Consider the following 16307-nt stretch of genomic DNA (forward strand, 5'->3'; position numbering starts at 1 on the left):
AAAGGGACATGCCAGGCCGATACCGCCTATCTCCGGCCGAAAAACGAGGACCGATCCCCGCCATGCTTCGTGCGTCACATGCTGTTTTCGCCTTGCTTGCCGTTGCGTTGCCGACCGCGACATCCACTGCGGCGCCCACTGCCGCGCCCACTGCCGCGCCGCAATCCTTCAAGGGCGAGTATACGGTGTCGTTCCTGGGCCTTTCGGTGGCGAAGGCGACATTCTCCAGCAGTTACGAAGGCGATACCTATTCGATCGACGGCAGCGTCTCCAGCGCCGGGCTGGCCACGCTGTTCGACGATACGCAGGGCACGATCTCGTCAAAGGGCAAGATTTCGGGCACGCAGTTGCAGCCGCAGGCGTTCCGCGCCGACTACAAGTCGGGCAAGAAGGCCTCGATGATCGACATCCAGTTCGCCAATGGCGTCGTGACCTCGACCAAGGTCGTGCCGGAGCCGAAGAAGCGCAATCCCAAGAACTGGATCGCGCTGGGCGCCAGCGATCTGGCATCGGTGCTCGATCCGATGGCCGCCACCGTTGTTCATGCCGACAGCCTCGACAAGGTCTGCGGGCGCACGGTGAAACTCTATGACGGCGAGATGCGCGCCAATCTGGTGCTGACCTACGATTCGAAAGGCTCGACCTCGGTGCGCGGCTACGAGGGCGAAACCGTCACCTGCAAGATGGGCTTCGAGCCGGTGGCGGGTTACCGCAAGAACCGCAAAGCCCTGAAATACCTCAGGGATCGCGCCGTCATCATGGTGACGTTTGCGCCAGTCGGCCAAACCGGCGTATATGCGCCGATCCACGCCACGGTCACCACGCAGATCGGCACACTCACCGTCAGCGCCGGGCGTTTCGAAGCAACTGAATAGGCGCGTTTGCGCGCCGCCGGAGATGGGCATGGCGCGCGCAACACTGATCGGCTTCTCGGCGGTCGCCATGTGGGCGCTGCTGGCGCTGCTTACCGACGCTTCCGGCGCCGTGCCGCCCTTCCTGCTTTCGGCGATCACCTTTACGATCGGCACCGGCGTCGGGCTCGTCGCGCGGCTGTTCATGCCGGTCGCCGACAGGAGCCAGAAGATACCACGCCAAGTCTGGCTGATCGGCATTGCCGGCCTGTTCGGTTATCATTTCTTCTACTTCACCGCACTGCGTAATGCGCCGGCGGTGGAGGCGAGCCTGATCGCCTATCTGTGGCCGCTGCTGATCGTGCTCGGATCGGCGTTGATGCCGGGCGAGCGGCTGGCCTGGAACCATGTCGCCGGCGCGCTGCTCGGCCTTGCCGGCACTTTCCTGATCGTCACCAAGGGCGGTGGTCTTGCCTTCGACGCGCGCTATGCCTTCGGCTATGGGATGGCCGGCGTCTGCGCCGTGCTGTGGTCGTCCTATTCGCTGTTGTCGCGGCGCTTCCCCTCGGTGCCGACCAGCATCGTCACCTGGTTCTGCGCGGCGACGGCAGTGCTCTCGCTCGTCTGCCATCTCGTGCTGGAAGAGACAGTGTGGCCTGACGGCGCCGGCCAATGGCTGGCCGTGCTCGGCCTCGGGCTGATGCCGGTGGGTGCTGCCTTCTATGCCTGGGACATTGGCGTCAAGCGCGGCAACATCCAGGTTCTGGGCGCGGCGAGCTATGCCGCGCCGCTGCTGTCCACCCTGGTGCTGATTGCAGCGGGCTTCGCCGAGCCTTCCTTGCGCATTCTCGCGGCCTGCGTGCTCATCACCGGTGGCGCGGCGCTGGCGGCGAAGTCGCTGTTCCTGCGCAAGCCGACGGCGAGCGAGGCGGCGACATGATGCCGTTTCCCGGTGGCATCGACGCCAACGCCAATGCGACGCTGGTGTTTTCCGTCGCGGCGGCGGTGATCTACGCTTTCACCCTGGACATGCGGCCGACGCTGGCGCGTTCGGCGGCCAAGACGCTGGCGGTGGCAATGCTTGCCGTGCTGGCAGCGCTGCAGGGCGGGCCATTGCTGCTCGTCGCGGCGCTGGCGCTCAGTGCCGTCGGCGATGCCTTCCTGTCGCGCGACGGCGAAAAGGCCTTTCTCGGCGGGCTCGCCAGTTTTCTCGCCGCGCATGTGCTCTATGTCGCGCTGTTCGCGCGCTCCGGCGGCGGGTTCGGGCTGCTCCCGGCCGAGCCGTGGCGCGCAGCGATTGCCGTGGCGATGGCCGTCTTCGCGCTCGCCATGCTTCTTGCGCTCTGGCGCCGTGTGGGTCCCGCCTTACGCCTTCCGGTAAGCGCTTATATCGCGGCAATCCTCGCCATGGGGATTTCCGCGCTCACGCTCGGCCATGTATGGATCATCGGCGGCGCGGTTTTGTTCATGGCGTCCGACGGGCTGCTGGCCGCGGAAAAATTCCTGGCGCCCGCCATCTCGCCGCACCGCGCGTGGATGCGCCATGCGGTCTGGGTGCTGTACTATGCCGCCCAGTTGGGGATTACGATGGGTTTTTTGCTGAAACACGGCTCAGCCTAGGTCAAAATTCAGTACGCTGGCTGCTGGCAATGGCGGGGATGAAGGGGAATGACGGCTTTCGGGCAGCGGGCGCGCGATTGCGGACGTTCCCGTGAACAAAACCGGTTGAGGGTTTAGCGCCTTGAAGTCGGACGTTCACAACCCTCGCACAGAGGCTCGAAAGCTGACGATCGCCCACCACTCACATCGATATGATAATCGGCGCTGGCACGCTGGCGCACTCGCCTGCTATTGTCCCGGCCAACCGGCATCATTCCTGGGGCTTATGCGCCATGAGACTACTTCTGCTTCCGACAGGGCTCGCTACGCTGGCGTTTTCTGTTGTGTCAGCCGTTGCCGCCGACTGCAAGGAAGGCAACCGGCAGGAACACCACCCGTCCAGCTTCAACTTCGTGACGAGTTCCTGGGTCGAGGACCAGGGCAACCTTCGGCGCTACATATCCTGCGTCGGCAACCTTGACGCCGGCACCGACCTTCTCATCACCTGGTATATCGCCGGGCCGTTTTCATCCTACGTGCCGTCGGACGAGGCGGTCTATACTCCGCGGCTAAGGCCAGATCTCAACCCGCAGCCCGTCGCCGGCTGCATCAAGTTCGGGAGCAACGGCGAACACACGCCGGCCGAATTCATGGGGACGGCCGCCGATCAGGAAGAGAATACAAGATACAGTCCGTGCAAGGGCGGACAAGCCGCCGTTCATGCCGTGATGGGAGATGACAGGCTGCCTGCTGATGGCTATCGGGACAGCGTTCGCATATTCTTTCCGAGCGATCCTGAAGACGCCTACGCGACGCTGCTCGAGCTGAACGGGGAGATCGGCATTAGGCCGCGCGACAACGCGTTCGAGAGTTACTTCAACTATACGCTCCAGCGATACAAGGACCGGCCTGATGGCAGGCCGGAAGATGTTTCGATCCGGCCGATCTTTCCGGATGCCTATTCCAAAACCCTGCTCGCGGCATACGCCGAGGCGAACCCTGAACCGAAACTACTCTCGGAAAAGGGCGAGATCGCCTTCACCGTGGCGAGCGCGGGTACCGGTCGTCCCATCAATGCGTTTTATGAGATCCTTGGCCGGTCGGGCGAACCAATAGCAGCGCTGCCAATGCCGATGTTCAATCCTTTGGGTTTCTAGGTGGAAAAATATGTTGCCGGCATCTTCGCTGCCGTGCCGGGCCTTGCGCTGACATTTGTCACCGCTTGGTTCGACCTGCTGCGCTCCTCCGCTCTCATGCGTGGCGACCTGTCTGCCGGCTGGTCAAACGCGGCGCTGGCTATCGCCGCCCTGCTCTGCACGGCCATCGCCCTTCTCGGCAAAGACTGGCCTAAAGCCTATAAGTCTCGTTGGGCAGGATATTGCATTACCATCTTCATCGTGCTGGGCGTGGTGTGCATAGGCTCCCGCATCTTCCTGAGCGCGCCGCAGACCAGGTTCTGGCAGGAAACGGTCGTGAAGGTTTGGGATCTGTCTTCTGTGGGCCTTGCGGTTGCCGCCATCCTGATGATCACGTTTGCGACGATGGCTTTCACCTCGGATACCTAGACTAGCGGCCGCTCGACATCGCGTGTGACAGTCATGCCGTATTCTTATGTTCACCGCCGCATCGCTGCAGGTGCTTGAATGAGGGGGGTGGGCCCAAAAACTCTGGCCTTCTTCTTATTGTTGCAAGGCCCGCAGCAAGGCATCCAGTTTTCGTAGCTGTCAATTTTGAAGCTTTCGGGCAGGTTGAAAATCTTCAGGACTTTGGCAAGTACATCCGCGTTGTCCAGGAGCGTTTCGGGGATGATGTGGTCCACTTGCATGGACTGAAAGTCGACAGGGCGCGTGCAAATATAACACTTTTCGCCATGGGCGGTGTAAACGGCCAATCGCTCGGCTGGTGAAAATCCCGCTTTGCCACAAGTCCCCCAAGGCTATGAACGGACTATGGACTTACTTGATCCGATTTTCAACTTGCGGCGTTTCGTCAACAGGGGCACGAATACAAATGTCCCTATGTTAATATGGCACGTTGAATACTGATTCTATGCGTAGAGCCGACCGATGACCAACCCGAAAGGCCAGCACTTTATTCCCCGCCTGCATCTTCAGCACTTCGCTTGTACACAGCCGAAGGGCCATGTCTGGACCTATGCCAAGGCCGACGGCAAGACTTTCTCCCGCATCCCCGAGGAGACTGCCAAGCAGACGCACTTCTATTCCGTCGAAAAGGATGACGGAACCTATGACATGCGCATCGAGGGAATGCTAGCGCGCATAGAGAGCACCGCCGCGCCGGTCTATGACCGTCTGCTTGCCCGCGAGCTGCCAATCGACCAGGCAAAGATGGACATGGCCCAGTTCCTTGCCGTCATGGTGGTTCGCACGCCTGCGACCAGGAAGGACGCCACCAATATGGCGGGGCGCATGATCCAGATTCAGAACTATGCCACCGGCATCCATGATCGTGCCTTCGACGCGCTGGTGCGCAAAATCGAGAAAAACGACGGCTTGGCAATGGAGCCCGACAAACGAGACAAGCTGCGGCAATACCTGATCGACCCGAGCCGATATCGGCTTGAGCTTGGAAAGGAATGGGCGCTGAGGCAGCTCGGCGCCACTGCCGACAAGCTGACCAGCATCCTATACCAGATGCACTGGCACATCATCGAGGCGACACAAGGCTTCTTCATCACCAGCGACGATCCCGTGGTCAGGTGGATCGACCCGAAGACCTGGCACCCTCTCTACGGCGACCACGGCTATTTGAATAAAACTGCCGTCGTGACCTTCCCACTATCGCCGCGGGTCATGGTGGGGATGAGCTGGGACGACAAGGGCACCCACGCATTGGCCGGGTGGGACACGGTAACCGCCTTGAACTACCTGCGAGCGATGCACGCCGATGAATATCTCTACGCGCATCTTGAACACGAGGTCATCAGGCGCATGGCACTCGGCACGAAGCAGTCCCGGCCGCGCATGAGTACCAGCGGATTCGGGCCAGAGAAATTCGGCGAGGTGACATTGCGGCGTGGCCGCTCGAAAGCCAAGGTGGGGTAGCTACTGCACCCCGCCCAAGCGAACGGCAGCTTTCCACGACATGCTGCTCCAAAGCGGCCCATCTGCTTCCGGCCCCATTGATGCCGATAATCGGTCTGTAGTCGAACAGCTGCTGTCGGGTAGAGAGGGTGAGCGGCTGAATAGAGGTCGAATTTCGTCGTTCGCAGCGATTGGGTTTCAACCCTGGGGCGTGCCTGGCTCCCATCCCGGTTCGGCCATCTCGAAGGCGGCGAAATCGAAGCCTGGCGCCACGGTGCAGCCGACCAGCGTCCATTCGCCGAGGCTGCGCGCCGACTGCCACCAGCCGGCGGGCGCGACGATCTGCGGGCGCTCGCCCGCGGCAAGAGCCGTGCCCAGCACCTGTTCGGCCCGTCTTCCTGATGCATCGACAGCGCCAGCGGGGCGCCGGCATAGAAATGCCAGACCTCGGCCGCGCGTCCCTGACCCGATGCCAGGCCGACAGTTGCTCTTCTTCCAGCAGGAAACAGATCGCGGTCGAATGGCCGCGCGTCCCTTCCGCGTTGTCGCGAAACGTCTCGGCGTACCGGCCGCCTTCCGGATGCGGCTTCAGGCCGAGCGTGGCGAGGTGGCGTCTGCTGGGTCGACGCTGGCGTCAGTCGACGTGCATCAACTCATATTAGGCCGCAATAACTTCGAGAACCACAAGGCGGACTGCAGGGGCCGGAAGAAGCTGGGTATTTCCACACTGGTACGATCCGGTACTTTACATACTATGTGACCTTCAATTGGGGGCTATAGCAAATGAAAGAAGAGACCGGCGTTCAGAAGTTGGTGCGCACGCTGCGTGCCAGAGCACCTGATGACGCAGCTGAATTGCTCGCCAGAGAGTCTCCCGAGTTCATCCGCGACACACTAAAGCTGTTGCCGGACGGGCACGCCCGTAAGGTAGCCGAGCATTTGCCACTGCATATGCGGCCCATCGGGTCTCATGGCGGTGGCGAGGATGTCGCGATGCCCGAGTCGCTCATCGAGCTGATGGACCCGATTTCCGCCAGCGTTCCTGTCGGGACGACAGTTGCTGCCGCGATTGAAGCTGTCAGACGCGCCCAGGTGCCGACCGAGCTCACTTATCTCTATGTCACGGACGAGGGCAATAAACTGGTTGGCCTGGTGGTCCTGCGCGATCTAATGCTGAGCGAACCGGACGCAATTGTCGATCAGATCATGCTGACCAGGCCGTTCGCTCTTAATGTCGGTCTCTCTTTGAGCAACGCATGCGAGGCAGCGGTACGGCGTCACTACCCTGTCTACCCGGTGGTGGACGCGGAGAACCGGCTGCTCGGCCAGGTTCGCGGTTGGCGCTTGTTCGAGCAGCAAATCATCGAGGTTTCCGCCCAGTCTGGCCAGATGGTAGGTGTCCAGAAGGAGGAGCGCTCTTTTACGCCGCTGTTTTCAGCCTTCTTGAAGCGTCATCCGTGGCTGCAGTTGAACCTCCTGACGGCCTTCATGGCCGCATTCGTCGTCAGTTCGTTCACAGGAACGATCGAGAAGATCGTTGCCCTGGCGGCGTTCCTCCCGGTCTTGGCCGGGCAAAGCGGAAACACCGGCTGCCAAGCACTGGCGATGACCCTGCGTGGCCTTGCCCTGGGGGATGTGGACAAACGACCGAAGCTGCACTTGGTGATGAGAGAGGGCGCGCTCGGGATCGCCAACGGCTTGCTCGTCGGCCTTCTTGCGGCTGCGGCGATGTGGTTCTACGCCTCGAGGCAACCGGAGTCGGCGGCCCAAGCGCCCATGCTGGCACTTGTGATCCTGCTTGCCATGTCCGGATCGTGCCTCATGTCCGGAATCTCCGGCGTGCTGATCCCGTTGGGCCTGCGCCGGGTCGGCGCTGACCCGGCGGTCGCTTCGGCGATCTTCCTCACCACCTTGACCGATATTGTAGGCATGGGCCTGATGCTGGGGCTGGCCACCATACTCGTGCTGTAGCGAGGCGCGTCCAGTGACCCGTCCCTGGGAATTGGGGGCAATAAGCTGACCTCGTCGCGTTCAGCGAAATTACGAGAGCCAGATCGCATCGCGCACGCATCGTGAGAAGCACCGTCCGGCAGCTCTCGGACCCCTTGCGCAACGCGACGGAAGACCAACCGGCACGGTGGACCACCGCCTATCACACGCCAATTGCCCGGACGTACCGGGCGTATGCCCGTAGGGGATGCCGTGCGAATAACGATCGATCGCGCCGGGATAGATCCGCTTCCGCGGACCTTCCACGACTCAACGCGGTCCTCGCAGCATCGGGACGACTGTCGGCGACGAACCGACCTGGATGGCGCCGAGCGGTTCGAAGCCGTGCCGGCGGTAAAACGGAATGTTGCGCGGATTCGAGGATTCCAGATAAGCAGGCGCGTGATCGCGATCGCACCGTGCGAGTGCGTACGCCATCAGGGCTTTGCCGTGACCTTCGCCTTGGTGCGCGGGGTCGACACCGATCAGGGGCAGGAACCAATGCGGCTCGGTCGGATGGTAGGTGGCCATTTTCTCAAATACAGCCGCGGTTTCGCCGGCCAGAGAGGGCGCAACTGTACTTTGGAGGAGCGCACCAAGCTTTTTCTCGTCAGGGTGCACCCCAGGCGGGAGCCACAGCGCCGCACCAGCGTAGTCCGCGGTACAAAAGGCGCTTCCGCAAGAGAATGCCGCGCCTCCGAGCGCACGAACCATCCGCGGCAGGGCCGCAAGGAACTGGTGCGAATGAGGCCAAGTCCATCGCGCCATAGGGTCCGCCGCAAACGCCAGCACGACCGTATCGACCACCAGATTTTCATCGGCAGCGGACGCAACTCTTACTGTCTCTGACTTCACGCTATCCTCCTGACGCAGACAGTCCGACGAGGTCTGACGCATTAAGTAGCGCGATCTCGCAATCTGTCTAAGCCTCGCGCGCGATCGCGGTCCCGCTGGCCTGATATCCGGCTAGGAGCGGAACGGCAGCTACCGCACAGTCGGTCTGTTAGCTGCCGGTCCGGATGCGGCCCCATTGATGCCCATAATCGGTCTGTAGTCGAACGACGGATTTCGGGCAGCAACCGTTGCAGGCTGAACGGCTGAATAGAGGTCGTCGTTCGAAGCGATTGGGTTTCAACCCTGGGGCGGCTCCCAGCCCGGTTCGGCCATCTCGAAGGCTGCGAAATCGAAGCCTGGCGCCACGGTGCAGCCGACCAGCGTCCATTCGCCGAGGCTGCGTGCCGACTGCCACCAGCCGGCCGGCACGACGATCACCGGACCATCTTCCTGATGCATCGACAGCGCCAGCGGGGCGCCGGCATAGAAATGCCAGACCTCGGCCGCGTCCCTGACCCGGTGCCAGGCCGAAAGTTGCTCTTCCTCCAGTAGGAAATAGATCGCGGTGGAATGGCCGCGCGTCCCTTCCGCGCCGTCGCGAAAGGTCTCGGCGTACCACCCGCCTTCCGGATGCGGCTTCAGGCCGAGCGTGGCGATGATTTCGGCGGCGCTGGTCATGCGTTCAGGCTAGCACGGCTTCTTGTTCGGGCATCGGATTTTTCCCAACGCCGATCCTCACCTCGGGTCCGATGCTTTAGTTCTACTGCGTCATATCCATTGTTCATAATTGTCGCCCTTCGGCGCTGCCCCTCACCTGCTTGCCGGCATCCTCTCCCCGTATAGTGACGGGGAGAGGGACACTCTCATCCACGATTTCGCCAATTGTCAGCGCTGGAGGAAGAACGCCGGCGTCGCGGCCGCCGCGCATGTGCTCTATGTCGTGCTGTTCGCGCGCGCCGGCGGCGGGTTCGGGCTGCTCTCGGCCGAACCGTGGCGCGGAGCGATTGCCGTGGCGATGGCCGTCTTCGCGCTCGCCATGCTTCTTGCGCTCTGGCGCCGTGTCGGCCCCGCCCTGCGCCTTCCGGTCAGCGTCTATATCGCGGCAATCCTCGCCATGGGGATTTCCGCGCTCACGCTCAGCCATGTCTGGATCATCGGCGGCGCGGTTCTGTTCATGGCCTCCGACGGGCTGCTGGCCGCGGAAAAATTCCTGGCGCCCGCCATCTCGCCGCATCGCGCCTGGATGCGCCATGCGGTCTGGGTGCTGTACTACGCCGCCCAGTTGGCGATCACCCTGGGTTTTCTGCTGGGTTAGGGATCAGCCCAGGTCAAAATTCACTCGGCTGGCTGCCACCAATGGCCGGGATGGGAAGTGGAATAACGGTTTTCGAGTAGCGGCGCGCGATTGCGGACGTTCCCGTGAACAAAACCGGTTGACGGCTTTGCGCCGCATTTCGGCCTTTGGGATTAACTTGGCACCGCTTAAAAGCAGACATTGCCGACCACTAATGGCAAAACTTAGAGTCTCTTCAACGAAGCGCGGCGGTGACCGCTTCCGCCAGCGCCGCCGACGACCCGGGATTTTGACCGGTAAGCAGGTTGCCGTCCTCGACGACATGGACGGCCCAGTTCGGTCCCTGCTCAAAGACCGCGCCAGACTTGCGCAGCGTGTCGGCGAGGAGCCAGGGCGCATTGTCCGCGGTGCCGAATTCGATTTCTTCCTCGTCGGTGAGGGAAGTCATCTTGCGCCCCGCGAAAGGCCATTGGCCAGTCTCGTCCTTCGCGGCCAGTAGCGCCGCCGGGCCGTGGCAGACTGCAGCGATGATCTTCTGGTTGCGATTGGCCTCGACCAGCACGCGACCCATGTCCGGGTCCTTGTAGAGATCCTCGACCGGGCCATGCCCTCCCGGAACGACGACGGCATCGTACCGGCTCACGTCGACGTCGGCGAGGACCAGCGGCGCTTCGATACGCGCCGAATTCTTGGCCAGATAGCCGCGCATGCGTCTGGCAACTTCCTCGCCGACGGTCTTGGTATCGAGGCTGCGCTTGTCCATTGTGGGGGCGACGCCGCCCGGACTCGCGAGGTCGACCTCGAAGCCTGCCTTGATCAGCGCCTCATCGATCACCACAAACTCCTCGGCCCACACGCCGGTTTCGTAGACGGAGCCGTCCGCACGCGTCCACCTGTCAGCCGCGGAAAGAACGATCAGAATATTGGGCATCTTACTTCTCCTCAATTCGCTTGCCGTCGCTCAACTTGCCAAAATCCCCGGACCATTCGGGGGTGGTGGGCACAGTATGGCGGCGAAGCACGCATCGATGTTGCCCGAAGCTCGCCGATACTTGCCTGATTGTCCGGAGCCGGCAGGCCGGCCGCGTGAGACTCCGCGCCGGCCTGAGCTTTTCGACCCGCGAGACGGGCTGGTCGCGGTCAGATGTTCTGGCCGCCCGACACTTCGATCCGCTGCGCGGTGACCCAGCGGTTGTCGGAACCGATCAGGCTGGCGACCGCCGGACCGATGTCGTCTGGCAAACCGACGCGGCCAAGCGCGATCATGTTGGCGAAGGCCTCATTGTACGCAGGCGTGTCGCGCACCGCGCCGCCGAGAAAGTCGGTCTCGATCGCCCCGGGGGCGATTGTGTTCACTGTGATGCCGCGGCTGCCCAGTTCCTTGGCCATGTAGAGCGTCAGGATCTCGACCGCTCCCTTGGCGGCTGAATAGGCCGAGAATCCCGGATAGCTGACGCGGGTCAAGCCCGAAGAAAAGTTCACGATGCGCCCGCCATCGGCGAGCAGCGGCAGGAGCGCCTGGGTCAGGAAGAACACGCCCTTGACGTGAACGTTGAACAGGAGGTCGAACTGCGCCTCGGTCGTCTCGGCAAAGGCGGCCATTTCGCCGTGGCCGGCGTTGTTGATCAGATGATCGAACTTATCTCGGTTCCATGTCGAGTTCAGCGCCGAACGGACGCTCTTGACGAAGGCGGGAATGGCGGAGACGTCGCCGACATCGAGCTGCAGCGCGACCGCCTTGCGGCCCATGCTTTCGATCTCGGCCACCACGGCCTTGGCGCCCTCGGCGCCGCTGCGATAGGTGAGGATGACATCGCCGCTATGGCGAGCGATGCTGATGGCGGTGTTGCGGCCCAGGCCGCGGCTGCCGCCGGTGACGATCGAGATGGTGGTCATCGGTATCTCCTTGGTGATGAGCATTGTGCCCATCAGCACTATCGTCGACCGGACCCGATCCATGTTGCCGGATAGTCGGCCATTCTTGCCTGTTTCTACGCGGGGCATGTGCTGTCGCGGTGCGATGCGGGGACGCGATAGCCATTTCCCGGGCGGAGCCGAGGTCGACGGCGCTCGCTGCGAACAGCGGCCAGTCGACGAGCGACGGCGTGGCGAAAGCAGGGCAAGGGATTCAAACGCCGTCGCTGCTGCTGCTCCGTCGTTGCATATCCGCGCCGTTGGAACCGCCGAAGTGCAACTGCAGGCGGAGCAGCGCCCTGCCGCACACGCTCTCCAGGAAAAGCGTGACGGTGGCAACGAGGAGAAAGAGAAGCCCGGCGACGCCGGTGACCACCATGGCCGTGGTAACAGGGGCGGCAGGGAGATACCCCAACTGGACAAGGTACGAACCGGCGAGGCCCAGGACGGTGGTTGCAGCGAACAGGACCACTGCGGCATTCAGCAGGTCAAGTCCGCGCAACTGCAGGCGTATCCGCCGCTCCGCGAGAGTGGTCGCCGCCGCCGGGTCCGCATATTGCGACGACAACCGGTCGTCGCGAGCGGCCAGCGACGCGCGAAACTCTCGCCATTGGGTTATCGCGAGGTTGTAGCGCATCGTCGCGCCGTTTTGCAGGACGGCGCAGGCGTTCGTCAGGATCGCTGGCCCCGCTATGAAGGACAGCGGAAAGAACGGATTGTCGATGAAGGTCAACTGCACCTCCTGCGGTCTTCGTGTGGCAGCCAGTGGCCTAGCAACCCACGCCCGTCCCTAGTCCCATCAAAGAAACGTCCGATGTTGCTGGAAACTCGCGAGTTCTTGCCTATTTCTCCTCATGGCGTTGTGACGCGGGGGGACGTGGGTTACTATTCGCCCATGGCTCACACTTTGCTCGAGGCCGTACGGCGCTATGCGGAGGTACACGCAGACGCGAACGGCATTGCCCAGACGCCGATCCCGGGACTGACGCTCATTCGGCAGACGGCGCCGACCGAGTTGCAATACGCCATCAACAAGCCGCTGATCGCCATGGTGCTGCAAGGAAGCAAGCGAGTGGCCATGGGAAGCAGCACGTTCGACTTCGGCTCGGGAGAGTCTCTCCTGATCACCGCCGACGTGCCGACCGTCAGCCAGATCACGCGCGCCAACATCAGCGTTCCCTATTTCTCGCTCGTCGTCGATCTCGATCCCGCGGTGATCGAGAGCCTGGTCGTTGACATGGGTTCGCTCCCGTTCGATGCCGGCAACCCGGTCCGCGTCGATCCGACCGAAGCGGAAGTCGCCGACTCCGCATTGCGCTTGATGCGCCTCCTCGATCGGCCAGCGTCGTTGGCCGTTCTGCAGCCTCAGTTGATCCGGGAACTGCATTTCTGGCTGCTGTCGGGTCGGCACGGCGGAGCAATTCGTAGCCTCGGCGTTACCGACAGCCATGCGCAGCGCGTGGCGCGCGCGGTGGCGCTCATTCGCGCAAACGTCGCTGAGCCGCTCGGCGTGGAGCAGCTGGCGGACGCCGCCAGCATGAGCGTTTCGTCGTTCCATGAGCACTTCCGGGCCATCACGTCCCTGACGCCGCTTCAGTTCCAAAAGCAACTCAGGCTGATCGAAGCACGTCGGATGATGCTGGCCGATGGCGAGATGATCAGCAACGCGGCCTACGCCGTGGGATACGAGAGCGTCCCGCAGTTCACGCGCGAGTACGGTCGCATGTTCGGGCTGCCGCCCGCTCGCGACTTGAAAGCCGCCAGGATCCGAATCCGGCCATCGCCCGAGTTGGCCATTTCAAGTGTCAATTAACAGGCAGACGCACGCTCAATCTTGATCATCGATAGCGTGACCGAACTTCCGAAGCGGGTCACGTCACGACAATGCCCACGCCGATCCAAGCGTCCGCTCTTGAAGACCCGCAGCCTAAAGCCGCCAATCCGCTTCCGGCCCCATTGATGCCCATAATCGGTCTGTAGTCGAACGACGGGTTTCGGGCAGCAACCGTTGTAGGCTGAACGGCTGAATAGAGGTCGAATTTCGTTGTTCGAAGCGATTGGGTTTTAGGGCGTGCCTGGCTCCCAGCCCGGCGCGGCCAGCTCGAAGGCGGCGAAATCGAAGCCTGGCGCCACGGTGCAACCGACCAGCGTCCATTCGCCGAGGCTGCGCGCCGACTGCCACCAGCCGGCCGGCACGACGATCTGCGGCCGTTCGCCTGCTGCCAGCGCCGTGCCCAGCACCTGATCGATCACCGGCCCCTCTTCCTGGTGCATCGACAGCGCCAACGGGGCGCCGGCATAGAAATGCCAGACCTCGGCCGCGTCCTTGACGCGGTGCCAGGCCGATAGTTGCTCTTCCTCCAGAAGGAAATAGATCGCGGTCGAATGGCCGCGCCCGCCTTCCGCGCCATCGCGAAACGTCTCGGCATACCAGCCGCCTTCCGGATGTGGCTTCAGGCCGAGCGTGGCGATGATTTCGGCGGCGCTGGTCATGCGTTCAGGCTAGCACGGCTTGTTGTTCGGACATCGGATTTTTCCCAGAACCGGTCTCCACTTTCGGGTCCGATGCTCTAGAAATTGTCCTTGCGCTTGCGTATCTCGGCGAACACTTCGGCGTCGGTGGCCTTTTCCATGCCGAGATGCTTGCGGATTGCCGGGTCGTGCCAGCGCAGGAATGGATTGGTCGACAGTTCCTCGCCGATCGTGGTCGGCAGCGTCGGCTTGTCGTCGGCGCGCAGTGCCTCGATCTTTGCGGCGCGTTCCTTCAACGCCGAATTGGTCGGGTCGACCGTCAGCGCGAAACGGGCGTTGGCGAGCGTGTATTCATGGCCGCAATAGACGACCGTTTCGGCCGGAAGGGCGGCGAGCTTCTTCAGCGAATCATACATCACCGGCGGCTTGCATTCGAACAGCCGGCCGCAGCCCAGCGCAAACAGCGTGTCGGCGGTGAACGCCACTTTCGAAGCCGGCAGATGATAGGAGACATGGCCCGCCGTGTGGCCCGGCGTCTCGATGACCTCGATCTTTTCGTCACCGAGGCGGATGACCGAGCCCTGGGCCACGGTCTTGTCGATGCCGGGGATCTTTGCCTCTTCGGCCTTCGGCCCGATAATGCGCAGCTTGAAACGGTCCTTCAGCGCCAGATTGGCCTCGACGTGGTCGGCATGGTGATGGGTGATCAGGATCATCGTCGGCGTCCAGCCGGTGCGCTCGATCGCGGCCAGGATCGGCGCCTCCTCGGGCGCATCGATGATCGCGGTCTGGCCGCTTTTGGGGTCATGCACGAGCACGCCGAAATTGTCGCTGCGGCACATGAATTGTTCGATCTCAACCGGCATATCGCATCTCTCCACCAGAGCGGCGTCCAGTCGGATGCACGGCGCTCTAACACTTTTTATCCGCCGCATCGTGCTTTCGAGATCGAAACCGATTTCGGGCCGATGCAGCAGTCGTCGCAGACATAGGGCGCTTGCCCGCATATGTCATCCGCCTTTTGTTGAACTTGGGCGGCATCGAAGCTACCGTCCGGCGCATGCATTCCGACATCGTCGACCTTCGTTCTTTCTATTCGACCACGCTCGGGCGGCTCGCCGAGCGCTCGATCACCATGGCGCTGTCCTCGATATGGGCCGTCGTGCCCAACGAGCGGCTGGTCGGCCTCGGCTATACCTTGCCGTGGCTGGAGCGATTCGGCGCCGATGCCGAGCGTGTCTTCGCCTTCATGCCGGCGACGCAAGGCGCGGTGGTCTGGCCGGTCACGGGACCGACCGCGACGGCGCTGGTCTTCGACGAGGAACTGCCGCTGGTCGATTCCTGCATCGACCGCATGCTGCTTGTCCATTCGCTCGAACATGTGGAGAACCCGCGCGAGACGCTGAACGAGATCTGGCGGGTGCTGTCGCCGGCCGGGCGCGTCGTCATCGTCGTGCCCAACCGGCGAGGCGTCTGGGCCCGTTTCGAGCACACGCCGTTCGGCAATGGCCGGCCCTTCTCGCGCGGCCAGCTCACCGAATTGCTGCGCGAAACGAATTTCACGCCTGCGGCCTGGTCCGATGCCCTGTTCTTCCCGCCATCGCGACGGCGCTTCATGATGCGGTTCCACAATGTGCTGGAACGCGCCGGCCGGCGGTTCTGGCCGATCTTTTCCGGTGTCATCGTGGTCGAGGCGCAGAAGCGGCTCTATCAGGGCGTGCCGGTCGCCCAGCGCGCTTCGCGCCGCGTCTTCGTGCCGGTTTTCTCGCCGCATGGCGCCACCAGGCTCGGTCGGCTGCCGCAGGCCGCCGACGGACCGTCTTCACCCACAAGGGTGACGCGTTCGTGATCGGGCTTGCGCTTTTTCCTAACTATCTGTCGAAAGCGGGTTTGCAGCCCGATTGAAGACGCGGGCCGCCAATGCCCGTGACCGGTTCCAGTGCCGCTTCCGAACGCAGGGATCTCACTCATGGCTGATCATCCAGATGACATGGCCCGCGCGTCGGTCGAGGCCAGCAGCCTGCGCGACCAGCTCGCGACGATCAGGCTGGCGCTGGCGGCTTCGCCGGTGCGCAAATATCTGCTCTGGCTCTCTATCGGCATCGTCGCCGTCATCGTTGCGACCTCGGTCGGGCAGGTTCTGCTCAATCGCTGGAACCAGCCTTTCTACGACGCGCTGGCGCGGCGCGACATGCAGGGCTTCCTGCATCAGCTTCTCGTCTTTGCGGCAATAGCCGGGACGCTGCTGGTGCTCAATGTCGGTCAGACCTGGCTCAACCAGATGATCCGGCTGAAGTTGCGCGAGGCGCT

The 16307-nt window shown here is 62.7% G+C and carries 17 protein-coding genes and 2 pseudogenes; 11 read left to right on the plus strand and 8 right to left on the minus strand.

Annotated features, from left to right (window positions below; genetic code table 11):
* The first annotated feature begins 62 nt into the window (after positions 1 to 62).
* The 6 genes from C9427_RS19340 (at position 63) to C9427_RS19370 (ending at position 5515) form a co-directional block, all read left to right on the plus strand.
* The gene (locus C9427_RS19340) at positions 63 to 875 is read left to right on the plus strand and encodes a DUF3108 domain-containing protein (protein WP_107650711.1); all 813 of its coding nucleotides are present in this window, start codon (positions 63 to 65) and stop codon (positions 873 to 875) included.
* Between the two features lie 28 nt (positions 876 to 903).
* A complete protein-coding gene (gene yddG / locus C9427_RS19345; RefSeq protein WP_107650731.1) occupies positions 904 to 1791 on the plus strand; it encodes an aromatic amino acid exporter YddG in 888 nt (295 codons plus the stop codon).
* Positions 1788 to 2471 carry a lysoplasmalogenase family protein gene (locus C9427_RS19350; protein WP_107650712.1) on the plus strand — a complete coding sequence of 228 codons (684 nt, stop codon included), beginning with the start codon at positions 1788 to 1790 and terminating at the stop codon, positions 2469 to 2471. The genes yddG and C9427_RS19350 overlap by 4 nt, the downstream gene beginning before the upstream one ends.
* A gap of 272 nt (positions 2472 to 2743) precedes the next feature.
* Positions 2744 to 3607, plus strand: coding sequence for a hypothetical protein (locus C9427_RS19355; protein WP_146172559.1), 864 nt, complete (start codon positions 2744 to 2746; stop codon positions 3605 to 3607).
* On the plus strand, positions 3608 to 4015 hold the full coding sequence (locus tag C9427_RS19360; RefSeq protein ID WP_107650714.1) for a hypothetical protein: 408 nt from the start codon (positions 3608 to 3610) through the stop codon (positions 4013 to 4015).
* A gap of 501 nt (positions 4016 to 4516) precedes the next feature.
* A complete protein-coding gene (locus tag C9427_RS19370; protein ID WP_107650716.1) occupies positions 4517 to 5515 on the plus strand; it encodes a DUF4238 domain-containing protein in 999 nt (332 codons plus the stop codon).
* 177 nt (positions 5516 to 5692) lie between these two features.
* On the opposite strand, the pseudogene C9427_RS19375 reads toward C9427_RS19370, so the two are convergent.
* Positions 5693 to 6086, minus strand: a pseudogene (locus C9427_RS19375) (cupin domain-containing protein).
* A 191-nt stretch (positions 6087 to 6277) separates the two neighbouring features.
* Here C9427_RS19375 and C9427_RS19380 point away from each other — a divergent pair.
* Complete coding sequence (locus tag C9427_RS19380; protein WP_107650717.1) at positions 6278 to 7465, plus strand: magnesium transporter; 1188 nt, start codon at positions 6278 to 6280, stop codon at positions 7463 to 7465.
* A 288-nt stretch (positions 7466 to 7753) separates the two neighbouring features.
* Here the strand turns inward: C9427_RS19380 and C9427_RS19385 are convergent, their stop codons facing one another.
* Together C9427_RS19385 and C9427_RS19390 are read right to left on the minus strand one after the other, a co-directional pair.
* Entirely contained in the window at positions 7754 to 8338 is a 585-nt protein-coding gene (locus C9427_RS19385) for a GNAT family N-acetyltransferase (protein ID WP_107650732.1), read from the minus strand.
* Positions 8339 to 8614: 276 nt separating this feature from the next.
* Positions 8615 to 8995 carry a cupin domain-containing protein gene (locus tag C9427_RS19390; protein WP_107650718.1) on the minus strand — a complete coding sequence of 127 codons (381 nt, stop codon included), beginning with the start codon at positions 8993 to 8995 and terminating at the stop codon, positions 8615 to 8617.
* 109 nt (positions 8996 to 9104) lie between these two features.
* Here C9427_RS19390 and C9427_RS19395 point away from each other — a divergent pair, with 109 nt between their 5' ends.
* Positions 9105 to 9632, plus strand: coding sequence for a lysoplasmalogenase family protein (locus C9427_RS19395; RefSeq protein ID WP_107650719.1), 528 nt, complete (start codon positions 9105 to 9107; stop codon positions 9630 to 9632).
* A gap of 214 nt (positions 9633 to 9846) precedes the next feature.
* Here the strand turns inward: C9427_RS19395 and C9427_RS19400 are convergent, their stop codons facing one another.
* From C9427_RS19400 to C9427_RS19410, 3 genes are all read right to left on the minus strand, one after another.
* Entirely contained in the window at positions 9847 to 10542 is a 696-nt protein-coding gene (locus C9427_RS19400; protein WP_107650720.1) for a type 1 glutamine amidotransferase domain-containing protein, read from the minus strand.
* 209 nt (positions 10543 to 10751) lie between these two features.
* The gene (locus C9427_RS19405; RefSeq protein WP_107650733.1) at positions 10752 to 11507 is read right to left on the minus strand and encodes an SDR family NAD(P)-dependent oxidoreductase; all 756 of its coding nucleotides are present in this window, start codon (positions 11505 to 11507) and stop codon (positions 10752 to 10754) included.
* Positions 11508 to 11739: 232 nt separating this feature from the next.
* Positions 11740 to 12258 carry a DUF2721 domain-containing protein gene (locus C9427_RS19410; protein ID WP_167434406.1) on the minus strand — a complete coding sequence of 173 codons (519 nt, stop codon included), beginning with the start codon at positions 12256 to 12258 and terminating at the stop codon, positions 11740 to 11742.
* Between the two features lie 162 nt (positions 12259 to 12420).
* Here C9427_RS19410 and C9427_RS19415 point away from each other — a divergent pair, with 162 nt between their 5' ends.
* Positions 12421 to 13338: an AraC family transcriptional regulator gene (locus C9427_RS19415; protein ID WP_107650722.1), complete on the plus strand. Its 918-nt coding sequence runs from the start codon at positions 12421 to 12423 to the stop codon at positions 13336 to 13338.
* Positions 13339 to 13589: 251 nt separating this feature from the next.
* Here C9427_RS19415 and C9427_RS19420 read toward each other — a convergent pair whose 3' ends face one another.
* Together C9427_RS19420 and gloB are read right to left on the minus strand one after the other, a co-directional pair.
* The gene (locus C9427_RS19420; protein WP_107650723.1) at positions 13590 to 14018 is read right to left on the minus strand and encodes a cupin domain-containing protein; all 429 of its coding nucleotides are present in this window, start codon (positions 14016 to 14018) and stop codon (positions 13590 to 13592) included.
* A 77-nt stretch (positions 14019 to 14095) separates the two neighbouring features.
* Entirely contained in the window at positions 14096 to 14863 is a 768-nt protein-coding gene (gloB, locus tag C9427_RS19425; RefSeq protein ID WP_107650724.1) for a hydroxyacylglutathione hydrolase, read from the minus strand.
* 194 nt (positions 14864 to 15057) lie between these two features.
* Between gloB and C9427_RS19430 the strand changes: the two genes are divergently transcribed.
* Together C9427_RS19430 and C9427_RS19435 are read left to right on the plus strand one after the other, a co-directional pair.
* The gene (locus tag C9427_RS19430) at positions 15058 to 15846 is read left to right on the plus strand and encodes a class I SAM-dependent methyltransferase (RefSeq protein ID WP_107650734.1); all 789 of its coding nucleotides are present in this window, start codon (positions 15058 to 15060) and stop codon (positions 15844 to 15846) included.
* A gap of 120 nt (positions 15847 to 15966) precedes the next feature.
* A pseudogene (locus C9427_RS19435) lies at positions 15967 to 16307 on the plus strand (ABC transporter ATP-binding protein/permease); the annotation flags it as partial.

This window comes from Mesorhizobium helmanticense, from assembly GCF_003034915.1.
GTDB lineage: Bacteria > Pseudomonadota > Alphaproteobacteria > Rhizobiales > Rhizobiaceae > Mesorhizobium > Mesorhizobium helmanticense.

Bases quoted from the DNA above. Each gene is read 5' to 3' on its own strand.
- C9427_RS19340 (WP_107650711.1), top strand. From the start codon at position 63: ATGCTTCGTGCGTCACATGCTGTTTTCGCCTTGCTTGCCGTTGCGTTG.
- yddG (WP_107650731.1), top strand. From the start codon at position 904: ATGGCGCGCGCAACACTGATCGGCTTCTCGGCGGTCGCCATGTGGGCG.
- C9427_RS19350 (WP_107650712.1), top strand. From the start codon at position 1,788: ATGATGCCGTTTCCCGGTGGCATCGACGCCAACGCCAATGCGACGCTG.
- C9427_RS19355 (WP_146172559.1), top strand. From the start codon at position 2,744: ATGAGACTACTTCTGCTTCCGACAGGGCTCGCTACGCTGGCGTTTTCT.
- C9427_RS19370 (WP_107650716.1), top strand. From the start codon at position 4,517: ATGACCAACCCGAAAGGCCAGCACTTTATTCCCCGCCTGCATCTTCAG.
- C9427_RS19380 (WP_107650717.1), top strand. From the start codon at position 6,278: ATGAAAGAAGAGACCGGCGTTCAGAAGTTGGTGCGCACGCTGCGTGCC.
- C9427_RS19390 (WP_107650718.1), bottom strand. From the start codon at position 8,995: ATGACCAGCGCCGCCGAAATCATCGCCACGCTCGGCCTGAAGCCGCAT.
- C9427_RS19400 (WP_107650720.1), bottom strand. From the start codon at position 10,542: ATGCCCAATATTCTGATCGTTCTTTCCGCGGCTGACAGGTGGACGCGT.
- C9427_RS19405 (WP_107650733.1), bottom strand. From the start codon at position 11,507: ATGACCACCATCTCGATCGTCACCGGCGGCAGCCGCGGCCTGGGCCGC.
- C9427_RS19415 (WP_107650722.1), top strand. From the start codon at position 12,421: ATGGCTCACACTTTGCTCGAGGCCGTACGGCGCTATGCGGAGGTACAC.
- C9427_RS19420 (WP_107650723.1), bottom strand. From the start codon at position 14,018: ATGACCAGCGCCGCCGAAATCATCGCCACGCTCGGCCTGAAGCCACAT.
- gloB (WP_107650724.1), bottom strand. From the start codon at position 14,863: ATGCCGGTTGAGATCGAACAATTCATGTGCCGCAGCGACAATTTCGGC.
- C9427_RS19430 (WP_107650734.1), top strand. From the start codon at position 15,058: ATGCATTCCGACATCGTCGACCTTCGTTCTTTCTATTCGACCACGCTC.